17 protein-coding genes and 1 pseudogene are annotated in these 20,566 nt (G+C 54.6%); 14 read left to right on the plus strand and 4 right to left on the minus strand.

From position 1 onward, the window contains the following. Positions 1-4: 4 nt before the first annotated feature. Complete coding sequence (locus ACZ5EH_RS06270; protein WP_464277273.1) at positions 5-517, minus strand: WG repeat-containing protein; 513 nt, start codon at positions 515-517, stop codon at positions 5-7. Between the two features lie 61 nt (positions 518-578). Here ACZ5EH_RS06270 and ACZ5EH_RS06275 point away from each other — a divergent pair, with 61 nt between their 5' ends. The 8 genes from ACZ5EH_RS06275 to aldA all read left to right on the plus strand — a co-directional run bounded on the left by ACZ5EH_RS06275 (position 579) and on the right by aldA (position 11,850). Then, positions 579-2,036: an IS1182 family transposase gene (locus ACZ5EH_RS06275; RefSeq protein WP_464274022.1), complete on the plus strand. Its 1,458-nt coding sequence runs from the start codon at positions 579-581 to the stop codon at positions 2,034-2,036. Between the two features lie 357 nt (positions 2,037-2,393). Beyond that, entirely contained in the window at positions 2,394-3,059 is a 666-nt protein-coding gene (locus ACZ5EH_RS06280) for a TetR/AcrR family transcriptional regulator (protein ID WP_464277274.1), read from the plus strand. Between the two features lie 20 nt (positions 3,060-3,079). Beyond that, positions 3,080-4,273, plus strand: coding sequence for an efflux RND transporter periplasmic adaptor subunit (locus ACZ5EH_RS06285; protein ID WP_464277275.1), 1,194 nt, complete (start codon positions 3,080-3,082; stop codon positions 4,271-4,273). 22 nt (positions 4,274-4,295) lie between these two features. Then, positions 4,296-7,346 carry an efflux RND transporter permease subunit gene (locus ACZ5EH_RS06290; RefSeq protein WP_464277276.1) on the plus strand — a complete coding sequence of 1,017 codons (3,051 nt, stop codon included), beginning with the start codon at positions 4,296-4,298 and terminating at the stop codon, positions 7,344-7,346. Positions 7,347-7,532: 186 nt separating this feature from the next. Further along, on the plus strand, positions 7,533-7,796 hold the full coding sequence (locus ACZ5EH_RS06295; RefSeq protein ID WP_464277277.1) for a hypothetical protein: 264 nt from the start codon (positions 7,533-7,535) through the stop codon (positions 7,794-7,796). A 125-nt stretch (positions 7,797-7,921) separates the two neighbouring features. Next, entirely contained in the window at positions 7,922-8,689 is a 768-nt protein-coding gene (locus ACZ5EH_RS06300; RefSeq protein ID WP_464277278.1) for an exodeoxyribonuclease III, read from the plus strand. Between the two features lie 51 nt (positions 8,690-8,740). Continuing rightward, positions 8,741-9,730: a hypothetical protein gene (locus ACZ5EH_RS06305; protein WP_464277279.1), complete on the plus strand. Its 990-nt coding sequence runs from the start codon at positions 8,741-8,743 to the stop codon at positions 9,728-9,730. 683 nt (positions 9,731-10,413) lie between these two features. Further along, positions 10,414-11,850 carry an aldehyde dehydrogenase gene (gene aldA / locus ACZ5EH_RS06310; protein ID WP_464277280.1) on the plus strand — a complete coding sequence of 479 codons (1,437 nt, stop codon included), beginning with the start codon at positions 10,414-10,416 and terminating at the stop codon, positions 11,848-11,850. A 116-nt stretch (positions 11,851-11,966) separates the two neighbouring features. On the opposite strand, the gene ACZ5EH_RS06315 is transcribed toward aldA, so the two are convergent. Together ACZ5EH_RS06315 and ACZ5EH_RS06320 are read right to left on the minus strand one after the other, a co-directional pair. Beyond that, positions 11,967-12,131: a hypothetical protein gene (locus ACZ5EH_RS06315; protein WP_464277281.1), complete on the minus strand. Its 165-nt coding sequence runs from the start codon at positions 12,129-12,131 to the stop codon at positions 11,967-11,969. A gap of 40 nt (positions 12,132-12,171) precedes the next feature. Next, positions 12,172-12,363 (minus strand): annotated as a pseudogene (locus ACZ5EH_RS06320) (chemotaxis protein CheB); the annotation flags it as partial. A 236-nt stretch (positions 12,364-12,599) separates the two neighbouring features. Between ACZ5EH_RS06320 and ACZ5EH_RS06325 the strand changes: the two are divergent. From ACZ5EH_RS06325 to ACZ5EH_RS06350, 6 genes are all read left to right on the plus strand, one after another. Further along, positions 12,600-12,770 carry a hypothetical protein gene (locus tag ACZ5EH_RS06325; RefSeq protein WP_464277282.1) on the plus strand — a complete coding sequence of 57 codons (171 nt, stop codon included), beginning with the start codon at positions 12,600-12,602 and terminating at the stop codon, positions 12,768-12,770. A gap of 138 nt (positions 12,771-12,908) precedes the next feature. After that, positions 12,909-13,571: a succinate dehydrogenase/fumarate reductase transmembrane subunit gene (locus ACZ5EH_RS06330; protein WP_464277283.1), complete on the plus strand. Its 663-nt coding sequence runs from the start codon at positions 12,909-12,911 to the stop codon at positions 13,569-13,571. A 9-nt stretch (positions 13,572-13,580) separates the two neighbouring features. Next, a complete protein-coding gene (locus ACZ5EH_RS06335; protein WP_464277284.1) occupies positions 13,581-15,599 on the plus strand; it encodes a fumarate reductase flavoprotein subunit in 2,019 nt (672 codons plus the stop codon). 3 nt (positions 15,600-15,602) lie between these two features. Beyond that, positions 15,603-16,334, plus strand: a complete 732-nt coding sequence (locus ACZ5EH_RS06340) for a fumarate reductase iron-sulfur subunit (protein WP_464277285.1) — start codon at positions 15,603-15,605, stop codon at positions 16,332-16,334. A gap of 102 nt (positions 16,335-16,436) precedes the next feature. Further along, positions 16,437-16,955, plus strand: a complete 519-nt coding sequence (locus ACZ5EH_RS06345) for a TRAP transporter small permease (RefSeq protein WP_464277286.1) — start codon at positions 16,437-16,439, stop codon at positions 16,953-16,955. Continuing rightward, positions 16,952-18,256 (plus strand): TRAP transporter large permease, encoded by a 1,305-nt coding sequence (locus ACZ5EH_RS06350; protein WP_464277287.1) that lies wholly within the window; start codon positions 16,952-16,954, stop codon positions 18,254-18,256. Before ACZ5EH_RS06345 ends, ACZ5EH_RS06350 begins: the two co-directional genes overlap by 4 nt. Before the next feature lie 266 nt (positions 18,257-18,522). Here ACZ5EH_RS06350 and ACZ5EH_RS06355 read toward each other — a convergent pair whose 3' ends face one another. After that, positions 18,523-20,235: an FG-GAP-like repeat-containing protein gene (locus ACZ5EH_RS06355; RefSeq protein WP_464277288.1), complete on the minus strand. Its 1,713-nt coding sequence runs from the start codon at positions 20,233-20,235 to the stop codon at positions 18,523-18,525. Positions 20,236-20,566 lie beyond the last annotated feature (331 nt).

Here is a 20,566-nt window from a genome sequence, read left to right on the forward strand (position 1 = left end):
TCGCTTATTCGGAGCAGGCGCTTTTCCCTTCTTTGCCATTCTTTGAGAGCACTTTACCAGACGTGTCAATGCACCCCCATGTGCCTCCCTCCATGCTCCAGTGCTCCCCGTAGTAGACGCGGGTGCACCCCTGGCAGAATGCGGCCCGTCCGTTTTCAAAGGGCAGCACAAAGTCGAATTGCGCGGGTATGGCAGGCTCGCCCTTGGTATTGATGAAGCCGTACTTCTCGCCCCCAGCATCTGGCTCTGCGTCGACAGGCGCCGCCACATAGCGTGAAAAGCCTTCACTGAACATGTCCGGCCAATTGTCGAAGAGAAAAGGCTTGTAAGGCAATTTGTCGCCTTGGAGGTCGATCCACACAAAGCCATTATCCCCATGAGCGAATAGCACAGGGGCGATCATCGCTTCCGGTTGCACAAAAATCCCGACCACTGCGAATTGCGCTGGGATGACCACATCACCGGCGGCATTCTTATATCCCCAAAGCCCTGTGCCGCTATCATTGAAGGGAGTCAAAGACTCCTCAGAATGCTGACAAATCCTCGCCAATCGGCGAGGGTTTTCTTATACTATCTTCATGCTAAAGCCGCCCAAAAATCAGCAGGTGAAAATGGAGTTTGTTTCGATCAACGAACTTGTCCCCATGAATCATCTGCTTCGCAAAATTGCCAAGGTTATTGATTTCTCCTTTATTCATGAGCTCACCAAGGATTTGTATTGCGAGGGCAATGGCCGTCCGGCCATTGAACCGGTGGTGCTCTTCAAAATGCTATTCATCGGCTATCTGTTTGGCATCCGCAGCGAGCGTCAGCTTGTCAAGGAAATCCAGGTCAATGTTGCCTATCGCTGGTTCCTTGGCCTGGGATTGCAGGACAAAGTGCCCGATGCCAGCACCATCAGCCAAAACCGGCGGCGCAGATTTAACGACACCAGCGTTGCCCAGGACATTTTTGACGGTATAGTGTTCCAGGCCATGAAAAAGAGGCTTGTCGGCGGACACACGCTTTACACCGATTCCACCCACCTGAAAGCCAACGCCAACAAGCATAAATTTACGGAAAAGCTCGTTGCCCAAAGCACGAAGTCATACTTGGGCGAACTTGAAGACGCCGTGGAGGAAGACAGGCGCAGGCATGGAAAGAAACCGCTGAAGCAGGACAACCGCGAAGCGGGGTCCAAGCGGATCAAGCAGAGCACAACCGATCCGGACAGCGGGTACATGGTACGCGAGGGCAAGCCTAAGGGCTTCTTTTACTTGGATCATCGCACTGTGGACAGCCGACACAACATTATCACCGACAGTTACGTAACTCCGGCCTCGGTGCATGACAGCATGCCCTATCTCGATCGGCTGGACCGACAAATCAACCGCTTCGGCTTTGCTGTGAAGCACGTCGGCCTCGATGCAGGATATTTCACCTCACACATTTGCAAGACGCTGGAAGAAAAGCATATTTATGGTGTCATTGGCTATCGTCGTCCCACTCGTCGCAAAGGGATGCTCCCCAAACGCGCCTTTGAATACCTGCCGGACAAGGACTGCTATCTTTGCCCCGAAGGCCAGGAGCTTCACTACTCCACCACCAACCGCGAAGGATATCGTCTCTATGACTCGTTACCAAAGGTTTGCCGCCGCTGTCCGTTACTGAAAGAGTGCACAACAAACCGGAATTGCAAGAAAACAGTGACACGCCATGTGTGGCGGGAATACGTGGATACGGTGGATGCGCACCGGCTCACGGAATTCGGAAAAAGAATCTATGCTCGCCGGAAAGAGACCGTAGAGCGCAGCTTTGCCGACGCCAAACAACTGCACGGGCATCGCTATGCTCGGTTCTGCGGCCTGGCTAAGGTCCAGGTTCAAAGCCTGCTTTCCGCCACATGTCAAAACATGAAGAAAATGGCCTTGCTGCTGGCCCCTTTGGGGCTGTCATACAAATATTTGCAGCCCAAATGCCTGTACTTTCTTCCTCAGTCTCTCTGTCTCGTTCGATTGGGGCCGATCGAGCCAACATCCCAGCTGGCAGCGGCCTGAAAAGAAATCGGTTCATAAAAACAAACCCCACTTTGCAAAAAGCGGGGTTTGTCAATGAGCTGGGGAGTCAAAGACTCCTTTTCCTCTTGCGCCCCAATAGGGGGGGCAACCATGAACGACAGCAGCAATGCAAGCATCAGTGGCATGAGCAGACTGGTTTTCATCATGCAATCCTCATTTGAATGGGTATGTTCGTGCTTATGCACGCGGAGCATGGGCAAGGCAAGAAAATAGCGGTGTCGCAAAAAAATGAAAAATTCAAATTAATACACTTGACCAAATTAGGTCAAATGTTTAAATCCCCACATGCGCATGCAGCAAGATATGCGAGTAAGTAAACGTTGAAATGGGGTAACCATGGCAAAATACGCAACAAGTGAGCAGACTTGCGAGGCCCTGCTGGACGCTGCCGGGCAGTTGGCGGCCGAATTGGGGTTTGGCAATGTTTCCACCAGACGCATAGCCGAACGCGCGGGCGTGAATGTCAGTGGCATTCACTACCACTTTGGAGGTAAAGATAAGCTCTTTAACGAAGTGGTGCGCAGGGTGATGGATGACAAGAGTCCAGAGCGTCTCAAACAATTGCTTGAACCGTATCTGGATAAATTGGATGACCCGCAAGTGCAGGCAGAAGCCGTGCGGGCCATAGTGCGGTTTCATGTTGAGCTTATCATCGATCCCAGCAAGCCCAAATGGTATACACGGGCTGTTTACCAGGTTTTGCAATACAATTCGCCGCACAGGGATTACGTGAATGACGAGTACATATACCCTTCAACACTCGTTATTTATGAAGTGCTGCAGGCCATAAAGCCAGATTTGCAGCTTGAGGATCTCGTGTTGCATGTCGTTTTCTTGTTTGCGCCCATTCTGATGCACAGCACCTATGATTATCCGATACTACACAGCTTGGGCCGCGAAGAATTTTCAACGGAATATCTCAATAAACTGGAAAAAATGATCGTCCCCCAGATGTTTTCGCTTCTGGGCATAGACGCCCAGGGTAATCGGGTGGATTGTTAGCAGGACGGGGAGAGCAAGGAATGAAAAAGATACGTGTCATAATTGTTTTACTGGCCATTGTAGCGGTGGCTGGCGCCGGTTTCTGGGCGTGGGATTTTTCCCACAGCCTTGCCGGGGCAACGGATGGAAGTGTGGATAGTCAGGCTGCCCCTACAGGCGCTGAAGAAAACGCCAAGGCGGAGCCGGCAAGGCCCCGCCCCATTACGGTGCGGGCTGTGGAAATGGTGGATACCGAGCAGAACCGCAGTTATCCGGGCACCACGCAATCAAGCGCCCAGGCCAAACTGGCGTTTCGCGTTGGTGGTCCGCTGGTCGAGGTGAATGTGGCGCCGGGCACCCAGGTGAAAAAGGGTGATGTCATGATGCGCATCGACCCCAGGGATTTCAAGGACAGCATCACCATTCTGGAAGCCCAGTTGCAGGGCGCCAAATCCTCGCGGGAAAATCAGGAACTGGAATACAAGCGCATAATGCCGCTTTGGAAAAAGCAGGTTGTTTCCAAGTCTGACTATGACACGGCAAGAACCGCTCTTGCCAGTTCGGACGCGGAAGTCAAAAGGCTTGAAGCGCAGTTGCAAGTGGCGCGTCACCAACTGGCCGATACCGAGCTCATTGCACCCTTTGATGGCATTGTCACATCCCAGGAAGTGGAAAACCACGAGCAGGTGCAGGCAGGGCAGGTGGTGCTGGAAATGCACAATATCTCGGATATTGAGATCAACGTGAATGTGCCCGAGACCGAGATGCCCTACTTTAATATGTCGGATGATACCGTGGTCGATGTGACCTTCAGCCCTTTGCCGGGGCGCGTATTCAAGGCGCATATGAAGGAATGGAGCGCCACCGCAGACCCAGTGACCAGAACCTATCTGCTGACCTTCACCATGCCCACGCCTGAAGGCGTGAAAATCCTGCCAGGCATGACTGCAGAGGTGAAGTGGTCCCCCCGCAGCGGGAGTAACGCCATGCTGGTCATACCCGCGACAGCGGTTATTGCCGGCAAGGGCGAAGGTTCCTCCGTGTGGGTTTTTGATCCGAAGACATCCACCGCGTCTCCTCGCAGCATCACCCTGGCAAGCCCTGACGGTCCGTCTTTGAGCGACATGGTTCAGGTCCTTGCCGGCTTGGATGAAGGCGAGTTGGTGGTCACAGGCGGCATGGATTTCATCACCAAGGGTATGCTGCTGCGTCCCTTGGTGAAAAGCAGCAACTAAGTAACCAGGACTATCAAGTATTATGAATCCGGCACGATTCGCTCTTAAAAATCGCACCGTGATGGTGGTCCTGCTGCTGGTGCTCGGCATTGCAGGCGTCATGTCTTACGAGCGTCTGGGCAAGCTCGAAGACCCCACCTTCACCATCAAGACGGCCCTGATCATAACCCAATACCCTGGCGCCTCGCCCCTGGAGGTGGAGCAGGAAGTTACAGACGTGGTGGAAGAAGCCATCCAGGCCCTGGGGCAGGTCAAGGAGATCCGCTCCACGTCCATGGCTGGCGCGTCCTATGTGTATGTGGACATCAAGGACAGCTTCAAGTCCTGGGAGTTGCCGCAAATCTGGGACGAGCTCAGGCGCAAGGTGAATGACGCCCAAGGCGGGTTGCCTCCCGGCGCCGGGCCTTCCGTGGTGCAGGACGATTTCGGCGACGTGTACGGCGTGTTCTTTGCCTTGACGGGTGAAGGCTACTCCTACGCCGAGTTGGAAGATTACGCCGACTCCCTCAAGAACGATCTTTTGCTGTGCGACGGTGTCGCGCGCATAGATTTGTGGGGCGTGCGGCAACAGGTTGTCTGGGTGGAGATGGAGCGAGCGCGGCTTGCAAAATTCGGCATATCGCCTGGGCAGATACAGCAGATTCTCCAGGCGCATAACGCGGTTGTTTCCAGCGGCAAGGTGGATGTGGATGGTGAGTATATCCGCATTTCACCAAGCGGGGAGTTTGCAGACGCTTCCGACATTGCCAACCTGTTGATAGGCAACACGGAATCCCAGATTCATCTGTCGGATGTCGCCACCGTGCGCAAGGGGTATGAAGACCCGCCCGGCGATCTCATGTTGTATAACGGCAAGCCCGCCATAGGCTTTGGCATTTCCACCGTGGCGGGGGGTAACGTCGTGACCATGGGCGAGGTGGTCAAGAAGCGGCTGGCGGACCTGGACGCCAACCGCCCCGTTGGTATGGAGCTGCACAGCATCTACTACCAGAGTGACGAGGTCACCGAGGCCGTCAACATCTTCATGACCAACCTGGTGGAGGCTGTCGCCATTGTTGTGGTGCTGCTGATGCTCTTCATGGGGTGGCAGAGCGGCCTGCTCATCGGCGCGGTGCTGTTGCTGACCATTCTGGCGACATTCTTTTCCATGCTGGTGTTCGGCATAGACCTGCAAAAGGTTTCGCTGGGCGCTTTGATTTTGGCGCTAGGCATGCTGGTGGATAACGCCATTGTTGTGGCGGAGGGGGTTCTCGTGCGCGTGCAACGGGGCGAGGACCGTGAAAGCGCCGCCATCAGCGTTGTGCGCGATACCCAATGGCCGCTTTTTGGCGCAACCATTGTGGCCATTCTGGCCTTCACCGCCATTGGCTTTGCCCCTGGCAATGTGGGCGAGTTCTGCCGCTCCATGTTTTACGTCATGGCCTTGTCCCTGCTTATTAGCTGGCTGCTGGCCGTGACCATCACCCCCTTGTTCTGCGTATGGTTCTTGAAGGTGCCAAAGCTGAAAGAAGGCGCCGATCCGTACCATCGCCCCATGTTTCGGATTTACAGGTCACTTTTGCATCTCTCCATTCGCCTGCGCTGGCTGGTGGTGCCTGCTGTGGTGCTGACGCTGGGACTGGCCATCTTCGGTTTCAAATACGTGCCCAAAGGCTTTTTCATGGATTCCACCAAGCGGTTGTTCTACGTGAACTACTGGAAGCCGCAGGGCACGCATATCGATGAAACCACGGCCGACCTGGTGGAGATTCAAAAACACGTAAGAGAAATGGATGGTGTGGAGAACGTCACCACGGTGGTGGGGAGCACGGCCATGCGCTTCATGCTCTCCTATGTGGTGGAGCTGCCCAACACCAGTTTTGGCCAATTGCTTGTGGAGGTGGATGATTACCACCACATCGGCGATCTCAGTAAAAAGATAGAACGCTATCTGAGCGAGAACTACCCGGATTCCGAGCCCTACAGCACCAAGGTGCCCAATGGGCCGGCCGTTTCCCTGAAGGTTGAAGGGCGTTTTCGCGGACCGGATGTAAAGGTGCTGGAAAAGCTTTCCCAGCAGGCCCTGGAGATGGTGCGTTCAGAGCCGGATGCCCGGGATATACGCACAGACTGGCGGCAGGAGACCCGGGTCATACGCCCGGTCTTTTCCGAGAGTCAGGCGAGACGGGCGGGCGTGACGCGTTCCGACCTGGCCCAGGCCCTGCAATGGAACTTCACCGGCATCACTGTGGGCGTGCATCGCGAAGGCGATGACCTGCTGCCCATCATTTCCAGAGCGCCCGAGTCGGAGCGCGTCTCCGTGAACAATCTGGGAGACGTACAGGTGTGGAGTTCCGGGACGCAGAACTACCTGCCCATCAGACAGGTGGTCTCTGGCATGGAAACTGTCTGGGAGCATCCGCTCATCATCAGGCGTGACCGGCAACGGAGCATAAGCGTCCAGTGCAACCCCACAAACGGAACCGCGGAAGACCTGCGTCTTGCCCTGGCGCCCAAGTTTGCCTCCATCGATCTGCCTGTGGGCTATTCATTCGAATGGGGCGGCGAGTTCGAGGACTCCAGCACGGCACGCGGCGGAATAGCAAAAACCTTCCCCGTCTGCCTGCTGGGCATGTTCCTGGTGGTTGTCTGGCTGTTCAACTCCATCAGGCGCCCCTTGATCATCTTCCTCACGCTGCCGCTGGCCGTCATCGGCGTGACAGGCGCCCTGGTCGCAACGCAACTTGCCTTTGGATTCATGTCCATTCTCGGCTTCCTGGGCCTGTCAGGCATGATGATCAAGAACGCCATCGTGCTCATCGACCAGATCGAACTGGACAGGCAGGAGGGCAAACACCCGTATGCCGCGGTGCTCGATTCGGGCGTCAGCCGCCTGCGTCCGGTTGTCATGGCGGCCGGCACCACCATTCTGGGTATGGCGCCGCTCATCACAGACCCCTTGTACGCCTCCATGGCCGCAACGATCATGGGCGGTCTGTTTGTGGCTACATTCCTGACCCTGGTGCTGGTGCCCATCTTCTACTGCATGTTTTTCCGTATCAAACCACATTTACCGGAAAAGGCAGCAGAGTGATTCGCTATTGATATGAATTAGTTCAATACCACACACCCCCCTAAGAAGAGAGGGCGGTCCGGATCTTGCTTATTTTATACAGCAGGAAAAGGGCGCCCTCTCTTTTTTTTATGCAGACTATAGCTGCTTGTCTGGAAGGCGCCCCTGATTATGAGCATGAATGAATAGCATCAGGAGGGCTCTGACATGCGTCAGGTGTTTTGCAAGGTGTGCGGCAGTGAAATGCAAGGGCTGCATTTGTATTTTGAGCAAGAAGGTGGGGCGGTTTGTCTGGATTGTGTGGTCGAATGTGAATTGCCACTGGATCTGCCGCGCGAAAGTAAAAAAGACGAGGTGGAACGCCACCCGGCCTGGCGGCAGCCCCAACTGGAGTATTGCCTGGACCAAATGCTCCTGCGGGACTTGCCGGGCCCTTTGCTGGAGCCGGTTGAGTTCTCCTGCAATCGATAGCCCGATTCCAGGAAATACGCCGTATTGCCAGCAATCCACCCTTGATGGTGTTGCCCCTGCAAAAGGGCTCTGATACCTTTGCGCCTCCTTGAGATACCCATCAACCAACGCATGAAGGGGGCGCAATGAAGCTCTTGTCCTGGAACGTCAACGGCCTGCGGGCAGCCATCAAAAAAGGCTTCTGGGAGTGGTTCCAAGCCGCGGATGCAGATGTGGTCTGTCTGCAGGAAACCAAGGCCCACCCTGAGCAGCTTACGGAAAAGGACCGCCAGCCCGACGGCTATACCTCTGTATGGAGTTCCAGCCAGGTCAAGAAGGGCTATTCAGGCGTGGTTTGCTACGCCAAGGCGCCCTTTCTGGAGCATACTGCCGAGTTGCCCGACGAGCGCTTTCAGGGCGAGGGGCGTTTGCTACTCCTGGAATATGAGCAATTCTACCTCTTCAATGTCTATTTCCCCAACGGGCAGATGAACGACGAGCGCCTGCAATACAAGCTGGCCTACTACGACAGCTTCCTGGAGCACGCTCAGGAACTGCGCGCCAAAAAGCCCATCGTGGTGACGGGCGATTTCAACACCGCGCATACTGAAATCGACCTGGCCCGGCCCAAAGCCAATGAGGATACATCGGGCTTTCTGCCCATTGAACGCGCCTGGCTGGATAAGCTGGTGGACCATGGCTACGTGGACACGCTGCGCCTGTTCAACCCCGGCGCACCCGACCTGTATACATGGTGGTCCTTCCGCGCCAACGCCCGCGCCCGGAACGTGGGCTGGCGTATCGACTACTTTTTCGTATCGGAAGAGTTGAAGGACAAGGTGAAGGCAGCCTGGATAGAGCCTGACGTGATGGGTTCCGACCACTGCCCCGTAGGGCTGGAGTTGGATTTGTAGTATAATGTTATAAAAAATTTATAAATAGTTAACCTACATTAGGAGGAGACTATGAGGTCAATTTTTAGCACATATTCCCAAGGAGAAAATGTAGTTACGGAAACAATATTCACAGTATTACAACATTTACCTTTTTGGGCTGTTAATCAGATTTTAACATCCTTAATTGAAGAAGAGGATAAAAATTTATTTTCTTTCATGCCACAAGTTAGGAATAGGCCAGAACAAGGAAGCGTATATGACTACTACATTTCTGCCAATATATCTATTGGAGTAGAGACAAAGATAGTATGTGATAGTATAGTTGAAGATCAAATACAAAGACATATAGAAGGTTTTAAAAATGAAAAAGGGGATAAATGTGTTTTAGTGTTAACGCCATGTGAACGAGATAAAGAAAATATTCTTGAAATACAAAATAATACAAATGTGAAATTGATTCACAAGACATTTTATGATTTGAAAGAGACAATAAGTGAAGTTTTAGCTAATGAATATGTTTGTAGTGATACAATGTTTTTAGTAAGCAACTTGTATAAGTTATTTGAGGAGAAAGGGCTGCTTCCAGTTAAAGATCAGGTTGTAGTGGTCCCAGCTAGACTTGCATGGAATGAATATCTTCAGTGGGGAGAAGATTCCTTCTATAGTGCATATATCTGCCAGCCCAATAGGTATTTTAGAGATGTAGATTACATTGCATTTTACCACGAGGGGGTAGTCAAAAATAAAATTGCGAAGATATATAATTTTGTAGAGGAAATTGGTTATGGTGAGAGGGATAATATACCAAACGAATTTCCAGATGATATTGAAAAATATCTCAGTGGGATCCTGGATAATGAAGATATATGGGAAGACAGAACACGTAATAAAATAATGATATTGTCTTCTGAGAAAAATGAAAATACTGTAAAATTGGATAATGACATTGTAAATGAGTGTGTGAATAGGGAAGGTGATAGGCCCGTCGCTTATGTCCAAAATCAAAGATATACAACATTGCAAAAACTAAGAAATGCAAGATCAACAACAGACCTTTAGCACGATCTAGAAAGATGGGTTCCGACCACTGCCCCGTAGGGCTGGAGTTGGATGTGTAAGAAGATGACCTGGTATGCTACCAGAGCCTTACAATAGTGTAACGGACGCGCCTTGGAGAGCTTTTCTCCATTATGTTAGATTTAGAATAAAAAGCCGCTCTACTAGCGGCTTTTTCGTGCAATAATCATAATTGTGGAACATTTGTTCCATATATTGAGACGACTGTAATATTGTCGAAAAAAATATTTTGATGTAATGATTAATAGTGTTTTTTGATGCACATGGTTATTATTAGCAAAGATACTCTTGTTTTCATATCCTGTTATCTTTATGTCAGCTAGAAATAGGCATCTCTTTGTTGTAAGGACTCCATAACCGAAGCTTTTGTTATGTGTATCTGTGTCGCAACGTGAAACACCGTTCCACAATGCTGCCCTCTTTAGTGGTGAAATGCTGGTACAACATCCTTGCAAAAGGTGTGTGAGAGCCGCCAAGAACATCTGAATGCAACGCGCCAATGTAGGCCCCGAAGTTGCCCCAGCCTATGGTTCCTGGTATTTTGACTGCATTTGTGGTTTCCGGCAGATGCGTTTGCGGCCACACGCCACCGCGACATCGGGTCGCGGGGGCAGGACCGCGCGCGGCAGGGCCGGACAGTCGACAACCAGAGGAGGTTGGCAGCTGTGAAGCAGTACCAACAATACATAGGCGGCGAGTTCAGGGACTCCCTTTCCAAAGACAAAATCGAAGTTCTCAATCCATTTACTGAGCAGGTTGTGGCGGTTGCCCCCAAAGGTGGCAAGGAAGACGCCGAGCTGGCTCTTGAGGCCGCGCAGGCGGCGCAACCCGCATGGGCCGCGATGACAGCGCCTGAGCGCGCCGGTTATCTGAAGAAGATGGCCAACGTCATCCGCGAGAACCGCGTGGAGCTTGCCAAGACCCTGGCTGAAGAGCAGTCCAAGGTTTCCGGCCTGGCCCAGGTTGAAATCGACGTGACGGCCGAATACTTCGACTACTACGCAGGGTGGGCCCGCAAGTACGAGGGCGAGGTCATCCAGAGCGACCGCAAGAACGAAAATATCCTGCTGTACCGCCAGCCCATCGGTGTGGTGGTGGGCATCTGCCCCTGGAACTTTCCCTTCTTTGTCATGGCCCGCAAGGTTGCGCCCTCTCTGCTCACGGGCAGCACCATCGTGGTCAAGCCCAGCAGCGAAACCCCGAACACCACCTTTGAGTTCGCCAAGCTGGTGGACACCATCGGACTGCCAAAGGGCGTTTTGAACATCGTCACGGGCAGCGGCTCCACCATGGGCGAGGCCCTGGTGCGCAGCCCCATCACCGGTATGGTCAGCCTGACAGGCAGCGTGGAAGCCGGGCAGCGGATCATCGCCGCCACGGCGGAGAACATCACCAAGACCTCCCTGGAGCTGGGCGGCAAGGCCCCTGTCATCATCTGCGCCGATGCGGACATTGATCTGGCGGTTAAGGCCACAGTCTCCTCCCGCGTTATCTACAGCGGTCAGGTCTGCAACTGCGCAGAGCGCGCCTATGTTGATGAGAAGATCTATGACCAGTTCATGGACAAGCTCTCCAAGGCCATGGCTGCCGTGACCTACGGCGACCCCTTTGCCGATCCCAACCCTGACATGAGCTGCCAGATCAGCCGTGATCACCTGGGCAAGATCGAAGCAATGGTCGAACGCGCCAAGGGCGAAGGCGCTGAAGTACTGGTAGGTGGGGCTCCCGCCACGGATATGCCTACCGGCCCCTTCTATAAACCGACCCTGCTGGCGAACTGCTCCCAGGATATGGAAGTGATGCGCAAGGAAGTCTTTGGTCCGGTGCTGCCCGTCATGAAGGTCTCCGGCTTTGACGAGGCGCTGGCCCTTTCCAACGACTGCGAATACGGTCTGACCTCATCTATCTTTACCAATGACATCGGCCTGACCATGCGCGCCATCAATGAGCTGAAGTTTGGTGAAACCTACGTGAACCGCGAACACTTCGAGGGTATCCAGGGCTTCCACGCCGGCTGGCGCAAGTCCGGCATCGGCGGTGCGGACGGCAAGCACGGGCTCTACGAATACCTGCAGACCCACATGGCCTACATTCAGTACTAGGGCGCCCTGGGCTGCAATAGCCCAAAAACCTTGGTGCGTTGACGGATACGCATACAGCATGCCGGGAGGGAGAACTCTTGAAGGAGTCCCCTCCCGGTTTTTCTTTGGGAATGTGTCTATTTACTTCGAGGCGGGCTCGCTTCCTGCTCTTTGTCATCGGCAATAGCGGCGTCACAGGCAGTCAGCGCATCGAGAATGGGCATGATGGCTTCAAGGGCGTCTGCCTGGCCTTGGTGCAACGCTTCCACATTGTTGGAAGCACTGTCTTCGTGTTCTGGCATGTTTTGTTTCCAGGCGTTATGGGATTGCGGCTAGGGGTGATCAAGAACCTATGTTCATGGTCGTGTCCGGGGGAATGATATGAATACGGTCAACCGTAACCTTCATGCCGTCTTCAGCCTGAACGACCTTCATCCCCGTGACCTTGCCCAGCAGATCAGGAAGCATGGATTTGTGGTTGGGGTCCAGGTGCATGATGAGAATGAACGCGCACCCGGGCGTGCGGGAAGGCTGGTGAAAAACTCCTCGTAAGCCTCAAGACCGCCAGCAGAAGCGCCCAAGCCCACAATTGTGAACGGTTTTGTGTCGTTATCCATGCTGTCTCTTCTCTGAGGGGAAGAGGATTGGGAAAGAGCCCTAGATTATTGGTATTAACCATTATAGGAAATATGCCAACATACTGCAATAATGGGCCCTGTCCGGGTATGGAAGGCGGAACAGTAAATGCGCACTATAGTAAGGCGTAAGCAATGGAAGACGCCATGATTCTTTTGACGTTTGAAGACGATGGGGAAGCGGAGAGGCATATTGCTTTGAAAGATGTGGTCACAAAAAATATAAAGTCGCTGCAAAAGCGTCTCTTGGAGCAAGAAAAGCCCAGGCTGGAATATTTGGATATGACAGGACGTAGAAAACCGTAAAATGAGCTGTGCCGCCATTTCCTTGACAATCCGCAGGCAAACGGGCATCCAGACGTGGCTTGACAGCACATCTATACATCGCTCCTTTGGCAGAAGGGGCGCAACCGGCAGGCTTGTCAGCCGCACCTGGGAGGAGGCATGTCCCGTATCGCCGCGCATACCGTGGCGCCTGGGCAAAGGCCCAGCGTCGGGGCTGCATGGATGGACTGGCTGCAGATGCTCAGTGGAGCAGTGCTCATTCTATTCATGTGGTCTCATATGATTCTGGTATCCAGCGTTCTGCTGGGGGCCGGCGCAATGAACGCGCTGGCGTATTTTTTCGAAGCAACCTATATGGCCCAATTGGGCGGCCCCATCATCGGGCTGATCTTCCTGTTGCACTTCGTACTTGCAGCGCGCAAGGTTCCCTTTCGCGTCGAGCAGCAGAAATCTTTCTGGCTTCAGGCAAGAATGCTGCGGCATACCGACACCTGGCTCTGGGTGGTGCAGGCAGGCAGCGCCATGATCATTTTGATTATGGGTGCGGCCCATATGTGGGTGGTGCTTACCGATTTGCCCATCACAGCAGCCAAGAGCGCAGCCCGCATCCAACAGTGGCAATGGTTGTTGTTCTATCTGGTGCTTCTCCCCCTGGTAGAGTTGCATGTCAGCGTCGGCTTTTACCGCATTGGTGTGAAGTGGGGTTTTATCAAGCGCGCCAACCGCGCCAAGGGCAAGAAGATCGAGAAGATCCTGCTGGGCATCTTCCTGACCATCGGCATCTTGACTCTGATCCGTTTTTTGACCCTGACCACCGCGTAGGAGCCTGACATGCAGACCATTTACACCGATTTGCTGTGTATCGGCGCTGGCCTGGCTGGCGAGCGTGTGGCAGTGGAAGCGGCCGGAGCAGGCTTTGATGTTGTTTGCCTCAGCCTGGTGCCGGCCAGAAGATCGCACTCGGTATGCGCACAGGGCGGTATGCAGGCCGCCCTCGGCAACTGCGCCATGGGCGAAGGCGACAACCCGGACGTGCATTTTGCAGACACGGTCAAAGGCTCCGACTGGGGCGCAGACCAGGAAGTCGTGCGCATGTTCGTAGAAGCAGCGCCCATTGAGATGCGTCGCCTGGCATCCTGGGGCGTGCCCTGGAACCGCGTAGTGCCCGGCATGCATACCTATTACAAGGGCGGCAAGCCTTTTGATAAAGAAGAAAAAGAAGAAAACCGGGGCCTGATCCATGCCCGCGCCTTTGGCGGCACGGCAAAATGGCGTACCTGCTACGCCTCGGACGGCACCGGACACTCCGTATTGTATACCATGGACAACCGCGCTGCGCAGTTGGGCGTGAACGTCATGGACCGCACAGAAGCCGTGTCCCTGATCCATGACGGCGAAAACTGCCTGGGCGCGGTGGTTCGCTGTTTGCGTACGGGCGGTTTGTTTGCCTGTGTCGCCCGCGCCACCCTTATTGCCACGGGTGGGTTCGGCCGCATCTACCGCAACTCCACCAACTCCGTGATCAACGATGGCGGCGGCACGATTGTGGCCCTGGATACGGGCGTGGTGCCCCTGGGCAACATGGAGGCCGTGCAGTTTCACCCCACCGGCATAGTGCCTACGGATATCCTGGTGACCGAAGGCTGCCGCGGTGATGGCGGCACCTTGCTGGACGTAAACGAAGAGCGCTTCATGCAGGTTTACGAACCCGACAAGGCCGAGCTTGCCAGCCGCGACGTTGTCTCGCGCTGGATGACGCATCACATTCGCGAGGGCAAGGGCGTGAAGAGCCCCTATGGCGAGCATCTCTGGCTGGATATCCGCCATCTGGGAGAAAAGCACATCCGCACCAAGCTGCGTGAAGTGGATGAAATCTGCCATTACTTCCTGGGCATCGACCCGCTGCACAAGCTCATTCCGGTGCGCCCCACCCAGCATTACAGCATGGGCGGTGTGCGTACGGACAAGACCGGCGCGGCATACGGTCTGAAAGGGCTGTTCTCGGCCGGTGAAGCCGCCTGTTGGGACATGCACGGCTTCAACCGTCTTGGGGGCAACTCCCTGTCTGAAACCGTTGTCGCAGGCGGCATCGTGGGCAAGCACGTGGTGCAGTTCCTCGAAGGCGCGGAAGTCTCCATCCCCACCAAGCTGGTGAGCGATACGGTTACTAAGACACAGGAGCGCATCAACGCCCTGATTTCCGGGAGCAACGGCGACGAAAGCGTCTATAAAGTGCGCGACGCCATGTATGACGTCATGGAATGGGCCGCGGGCATTTACCGCAACGGCAAAGACCTTGAGCGGGGCGTCAATGAGCTGCAGGAAATCCATGAGCGTTCCAAGAATATAGGACTGCGCACCAACGGCAAGGGCGCCAACCCGGAACTGGCGCTGGCCATCAAGCTGCCCGGCATGGTGCGTCTGGCCTTGTGCGTGACCTACGGCGCCATGAAAAGAACAGAGAGTCGCGGTTCCCATACCCGTGAGGATTACCCCGAACGCAACGACCGCGACTGGCTGAGCAGAACACTTGCCTATTGGGAAGAGGGCGCAGCGTTGCCGACGTTGCAATACGAGCCGGCAACCGCGGCCTTTGAGATTCCTCCGGGAGACCGCGGCTACGGCGGCGGCAAGATCATCCCCATGGATGAGCCAAAGCAGGAAGCAGAAAGCAAGCCCAAGGCAGAGAGCAAAGCAAAGGCTGCACCCAAGGCGGCGCCAAAGCCCAAAAGCAAAGCCGCGCCTAAAACCGCGGCAAAGGCAAAGCCAAAAGAAGCAGCCAAGGCAAAGCCAAAGGCCAAAAAGGCCACTTCGAGCAAGAAGAAACCGTCAGCCAAGAGTGAGGATTAAGCCATGGGCAGGCAGCTGACTTTCGAAATATTCCGCTATAATCCGCAGGATCCGGCATCCAAGCCCCATTCGGACATCTTCAAGCTTGAAGAAGCAGAGTCCATGACGCTGTTCATCGCATTGCACATGATCCGCGAGGAACAGGACCCGTCATTGATGTTTGATTTTTGTTGTCGCGCCGGTGTGTGCGGTTCCTGCGCCATGACAATCAATGGCCGCCCGGGTCTGGCGTGCCACACGAAGACCAAGGATCTGCCCGACCAGATCACGCTGATGCCCCTGCCGTTCTTCAAGCTGGTGGGTGATCTTTCAGTGGATACGGGCACCTGGTTTCGTGAAATGTACCAGCGCATCGAGTCCTGGATTCACACACAGAAGGACTTTGACCCCACTGCAGAGGAAGAGCGCATGGAAAACGATGTGGCCGAGGAGATTTACGAACTCGACCGCTGTATTGAATGCGGCTGCTGCATTGCAGCTTGCGGTACGGCGCGCATGCGCAAGGATTTCCTGGGCGCTGCCGGCTTGAACCGGGTGGGCCGTTTTGTCATCGACCCCCGCGATAACCGTACGGACCGGGACTACTTCGACCTGATCGGCACGGACGAGGGGATTTTCGGCTGCATGGGGCTGCTGGCCTGTGAAGACGTTTGCCCCAAACAGCTTCCATTGCAGGATCAACTCGGTTATCTGCGGCGAAAGATGGCCCTGAGCGCATTGCCCTGGAAGCGTTAACCATGTATGACAGCCCCCTGCGCCCCCTGGCTGGTCTGACCAGAAGAGGGTGCAGGGGGCTTTTATTATGGTTAATTATATCTGATTTGTGGGTTTTGCGAGATGCTTCAACGATTGCGGATCATCAGCTCCAGGCTCAATACCATCATGCTCTGGGTGGGGTGCATAGCCCTTTTGGGCATGATGCTGCTTGCCTGTGTTAATATGGTGACGCGCGCCGTGTGGGTGCCGGTAAAGGGCAGCTATGAAATCGTAGGGTTTCTGGGCGCGCTGGTGGCTTCCTTTGGCCTGGGGCACACGCAGGAGCACAAAGGGCATATAGCATTGACCATTTTGGCCGGCATGTTCCGCCCCCGGACGGAAAAGCTGGTTGATGTCTTTGCAAATTTGATCTGCGCCGTGTTTTTCGCCCTGGCTGCATGGCGCACAGCTGTCTGGGCCTGGTCCCTTGTGGAGACGGGCGAACTCTCCGAAACCCTGCACATTGCCTATTATCCATTTCCTTTTGCCGTTGCCATCGGGGTGGCGCTTCTGGCCCTTGCACTGATGTGCGACGCCATTGAGGCCTGGTGTGCCGCAACCGGCAAACGTAAAATCAAGGCCGAAGGAGGCGAGGCATGAGTCCCGCGACCATCGGCATACTGGGCATAGTCGCCCTTATTCTCAGCCTGTTCTTTTTGCGCATGCCTGTGGGGTTTGCCATGGCCCTGGTGGGCTTTGTGGGATTCTGGAAGATGATCAATCTCCAGGCGGCTCTCGGCATGCTGGGCACGGAATTGTGGAACGTCTTCTCTTCGTATGGCCTCACCGTCATCCCGCTGTTCATTCTCATGGGGCAGATTTGCTACCATGCCGGCGTCAATAAACGGCTGTATCGAACGGCATACGCCTGGCTTGGGCAATACAGGGGCGGTCTTTCCATCGCCACCATCCTGGCCTGCGCCGGCTTTTCGGCCATCAGCGGCTCCAACACGGCAACGGCGGCCACCATGAGCACTGTGGCTCTGCCGGAGATGAAGAAGTACAAATACAGCCCCATCCTCTCCACCAGTTCCGTGGCCATCGGCTCCACCCTGGGCGTGGTTATCCCCCCCAGCGTCGTGTTGCTGATAATTGGTCTCCAGACCGGGCAGTCCATTGCCAAGCTTTTTTGGGGCGGCATGCTGCCGGGCGTGCTGCTGGTGGGCATGTTCCTGCTGACCATTGCTACGCTTTGCCGGCTGCACCCTTCGTGGGGGCCGGCTGGTGAGCGCACCTCCTGGCGTGACAAGTTCGCTTCCCTGCCAGGCTCCATAGAAATGATCGTGCTGTTTTCCCTGGTAATGGGCGGCCTGTTCGCCGGCTTTTTTACGCCCAGTGAGGCCGGCGCCGCCGGTTCCCTGCTGTCCATCGGCATCAGCGCTGTGAGCGGGCAATTCACCTGGAAGCGGTTGTGGGCCTCTGTGGAAGATACACTGCGTGTTTCGAGCATGATCTTCATGATCATCACGGGGGCGGTGCTTTTTGGACGTTTCCTGGCCGTAACGCGGTTGCCTTTCGAAGCTGCGGACTGGGTCTCTTCCTTGCCCATTCCCGCCTGGGTCATCATGCTTCTGGTCTGCCTGGTTTATGTCTTTGGCGGCATGATCATGGATGCGCTGGCTTTGCTGCTCATAACCATACCGATCTTTTTTCCCCTGGCGGAAGGGTTGGGCTATGACCCGCTGTGGTTTTCACTGCTGATTACAGTGGTCACGACCATGGGTGCAGCCACGCCCCCGGTTGGGGTCAGCGTTTTTATCGTCTCCTCCATGGCGCCGGAAGTGCCCATGACCCATGTCTTTCGGGGCATAACCTACTTTTTGTTCAGCTATGTCGTCTGCGTAGCACTTATGCTGCTGTTCCCCGATCTCTTTCTGTTCCTGCCACATTTGATTAATTGATTTTGCACCGCAATTGATCAGCAACCTTTCTTGCGCTTTTAGCCGGTTTGTATGACGCAATCTCGCGCAGTATCTCCCCTTGATTATTTGTGTAGTCGGCGAAGTGTCACGTGCTGTGCAATGGCGTATGTTGGAGTGCGACACGTTTGTATCGCGGCAATGATTGCGGTTTAAGGGGTGGAGTGCTCTCTTATACAAGGCGAAAAAAAACGGCCGGGGTGAAATACCCCGGCCGTCATATTTGCGTGATATGTCCTGGAGGAGGCTTATTGCTCCTCTGTGAACTCGCTGTTAACCGGCGTTGTGCTGTCGGTCTTGGACGTATCCAGGGGGTAGATCAGCACTGCAGTGCGCTTACGCCCCATGCCAACCATGCCCGGGTGGGTGTTGACCAGGACATAGAGGTCCTTGATGCCGTCGTTGTTGATGTCCGCCACGCCGTAGTCAGCAACGGAGCCCTTGATGCGGCGGGTTTTCCATACCAGGGTCATACCCACGCCGTCCCAGTACAGGCAGTGTATTTCACCCTGCGGGAAGTTGCGGTAGCGATCAAAGAACATGGCAGCCACAGAAATGGGGTGGTTCACGATCAGCTCGTAGGAACCGTCGCCATTAAGATCCACCGGCAGCATGCGCAGCGGAATATAATAGGGCGCGTTCATGATCAGATCGTCCTTCATGTGGAACTTGTCCCGTGGGTCCACAACACCGAGGCTGGAGCCGGAGTAGATATTGTCCGTGGTGAATTCCAGCCCGCCGGAGCGATTGTAGACTTCGAGTCTGTCTTTCTTGTTGGTAAGGATGATCTTGTAGTCCGCATCGCCCTGGGGCAGGTACACAAAGTTGAAGGCGTTGCCCTTGGGAGGCAGCAGCAAACGGCCACCAAGGGTGTACTTGCCGCTCATCTTCACGATTTCATGTACAGTGGTGTCAAACGTATCATAGGGGCCCCTGCGCTGCCCAACCAACATGGGGGTGAAGTTCGGCGGAGTGGGCGCTGTGGCCAGGAACAGGTCGATGTCCTGCTCCTTGGGAACGAGCTTGTTGCCTTCCAAGGAAAACACATACCCGCGGGGCGTGTTGATATCCGCAGTGTTGACGACCTTCTGCACGTCCATTTCAACCGGCAAAAAGATGGCTGATACCACCAGATCCTGCATGCCGTTTCGGTTCAAATCAACAAGGCTCATGCGGATGATGGTCAGCCTGGGGCCGAGGCTGTATTCGCCAATGGGCTCCATATTGTTATTCACGTCGAAACGGTACGCGTAAATCGTGTCTTCGCTGCTGATGAAGCATTCGTTGCGGCCGTCATTATCAGCGTCGCCAACAACAATGCTTGTGCCGGAGTAAGGCAGCGTTGGGCTGCGCAAGCGGCCTTCGGACTGTGCATCACCTGCATAACGGAACTGCGGGTTCAGGTAGAATTCCTGGTTCTGGCTGGTTTCGTTGTGGATCAGGCCGGGGTTCATGGCGTTGACGCGTTCAACATCGTTGGCCTTGTTGCTACTATCCGTGGGACGATCAAAAATGTCCTTGTTGATCTTGGTCGCAACCACTTCCAGCGTCGGGATGAGGCGATCGAGTTCGGACTGAGCGGTATGAGGAACGACTTTGCCGTCAGGTCCTATGACCTTGACGTCAACGCTGCTCTGCTTGCCAAGGATGGTCACGCTACCATAAACAAGATAGTCAGCGCCCAGCTGGCTGCGAGTCGCGGCCGCCTTGCCATCGTCAATGGCTTTGCCGCCGGTGGCAGCATCAACTTTTTCCTTATCCAGGGTTTCAAAGTTCCCCGCCCAGTGCAGGCGGGAGACCATCATGTCCTGGATGCCCTTACTCAAATATTGGTAGTCATTGGGGCCATTGATGGAAAAGGGCGCCACAGCAAAGCTCTTCGCTGCCCAACCAGCGCAAGGCTGCAGCATCAAAGCAAAAAGTGCGAACAGCAGGTATCTACAGGTTGTACGGATTGTCATATTGACTCCTTGAGGATGCGACGCTTGGTGCGGCGCGTATTGTCCAGGGCGCCGGGGCGCCCTTTGGTTCGCCTCCAGACAATGCCGGAGAGGCCTTGCCAATAGCATGAAGAATCCGCTCTGGCAAAGCCCGCATTGGTCGTAAGAGGCTGTACTCTTAAATTGGGTGACAGAGAAGGAACAATTTGAAATTTTTCTTCTTTGACGTCAAGATGCCATTGTCCGGAGGGGGAATTTTGGCTTTGTGACAGCTGGATTCCACCTTTTTGAAATGTAAAAATATTGTAAGGATTGTCGCTCTGTCCAGACAACATACCTCTTTCAAGTCAGA

The sequence above is a fragment of the Desulfovibrio biadhensis genome, from assembly GCF_055388615.1.

Excerpts from the sequence above, each read along its gene's own strand:
- ACZ5EH_RS06275 (WP_464274022.1), top strand. The coding sequence starts at position 579 with ATGCTAAAGCCGCCCAAAAATCAGCAGGTGAAAATGGAGTTTGTTTCG.
- ACZ5EH_RS06280 (WP_464277274.1), top strand. The coding sequence starts at position 2,394 with ATGGCAAAATACGCAACAAGTGAGCAGACTTGCGAGGCCCTGCTGGAC.
- ACZ5EH_RS06285 (WP_464277275.1), top strand. The coding sequence starts at position 3,080 with ATGAAAAAGATACGTGTCATAATTGTTTTACTGGCCATTGTAGCGGTG.
- ACZ5EH_RS06290 (WP_464277276.1), top strand. The coding sequence starts at position 4,296 with ATGAATCCGGCACGATTCGCTCTTAAAAATCGCACCGTGATGGTGGTC.
- ACZ5EH_RS06295 (WP_464277277.1), top strand. The coding sequence starts at position 7,533 with ATGCGTCAGGTGTTTTGCAAGGTGTGCGGCAGTGAAATGCAAGGGCTG.
- ACZ5EH_RS06300 (WP_464277278.1), top strand. The coding sequence starts at position 7,922 with ATGAAGCTCTTGTCCTGGAACGTCAACGGCCTGCGGGCAGCCATCAAA.
- ACZ5EH_RS06305 (WP_464277279.1), top strand. The coding sequence starts at position 8,741 with ATGAGGTCAATTTTTAGCACATATTCCCAAGGAGAAAATGTAGTTACG.
- ACZ5EH_RS06315 (WP_464277281.1), bottom strand. The coding sequence starts at position 12,131 with ATGCCAGAACACGAAGACAGTGCTTCCAACAATGTGGAAGCGTTGCAC.
- ACZ5EH_RS06325 (WP_464277282.1), top strand. The coding sequence starts at position 12,600 with ATGGAAGACGCCATGATTCTTTTGACGTTTGAAGACGATGGGGAAGCG.
- ACZ5EH_RS06330 (WP_464277283.1), top strand. The coding sequence starts at position 12,909 with ATGTCCCGTATCGCCGCGCATACCGTGGCGCCTGGGCAAAGGCCCAGC.
- ACZ5EH_RS06335 (WP_464277284.1), top strand. The coding sequence starts at position 13,581 with ATGCAGACCATTTACACCGATTTGCTGTGTATCGGCGCTGGCCTGGCT.
- ACZ5EH_RS06340 (WP_464277285.1), top strand. The coding sequence starts at position 15,603 with ATGGGCAGGCAGCTGACTTTCGAAATATTCCGCTATAATCCGCAGGAT.
- ACZ5EH_RS06345 (WP_464277286.1), top strand. The coding sequence starts at position 16,437 with ATGCTTCAACGATTGCGGATCATCAGCTCCAGGCTCAATACCATCATG.
- ACZ5EH_RS06350 (WP_464277287.1), top strand. The coding sequence starts at position 16,952 with ATGAGTCCCGCGACCATCGGCATACTGGGCATAGTCGCCCTTATTCTC.
- ACZ5EH_RS06355 (WP_464277288.1), bottom strand. The coding sequence starts at position 20,235 with ATGACAATCCGTACAACCTGTAGATACCTGCTGTTCGCACTTTTTGCT.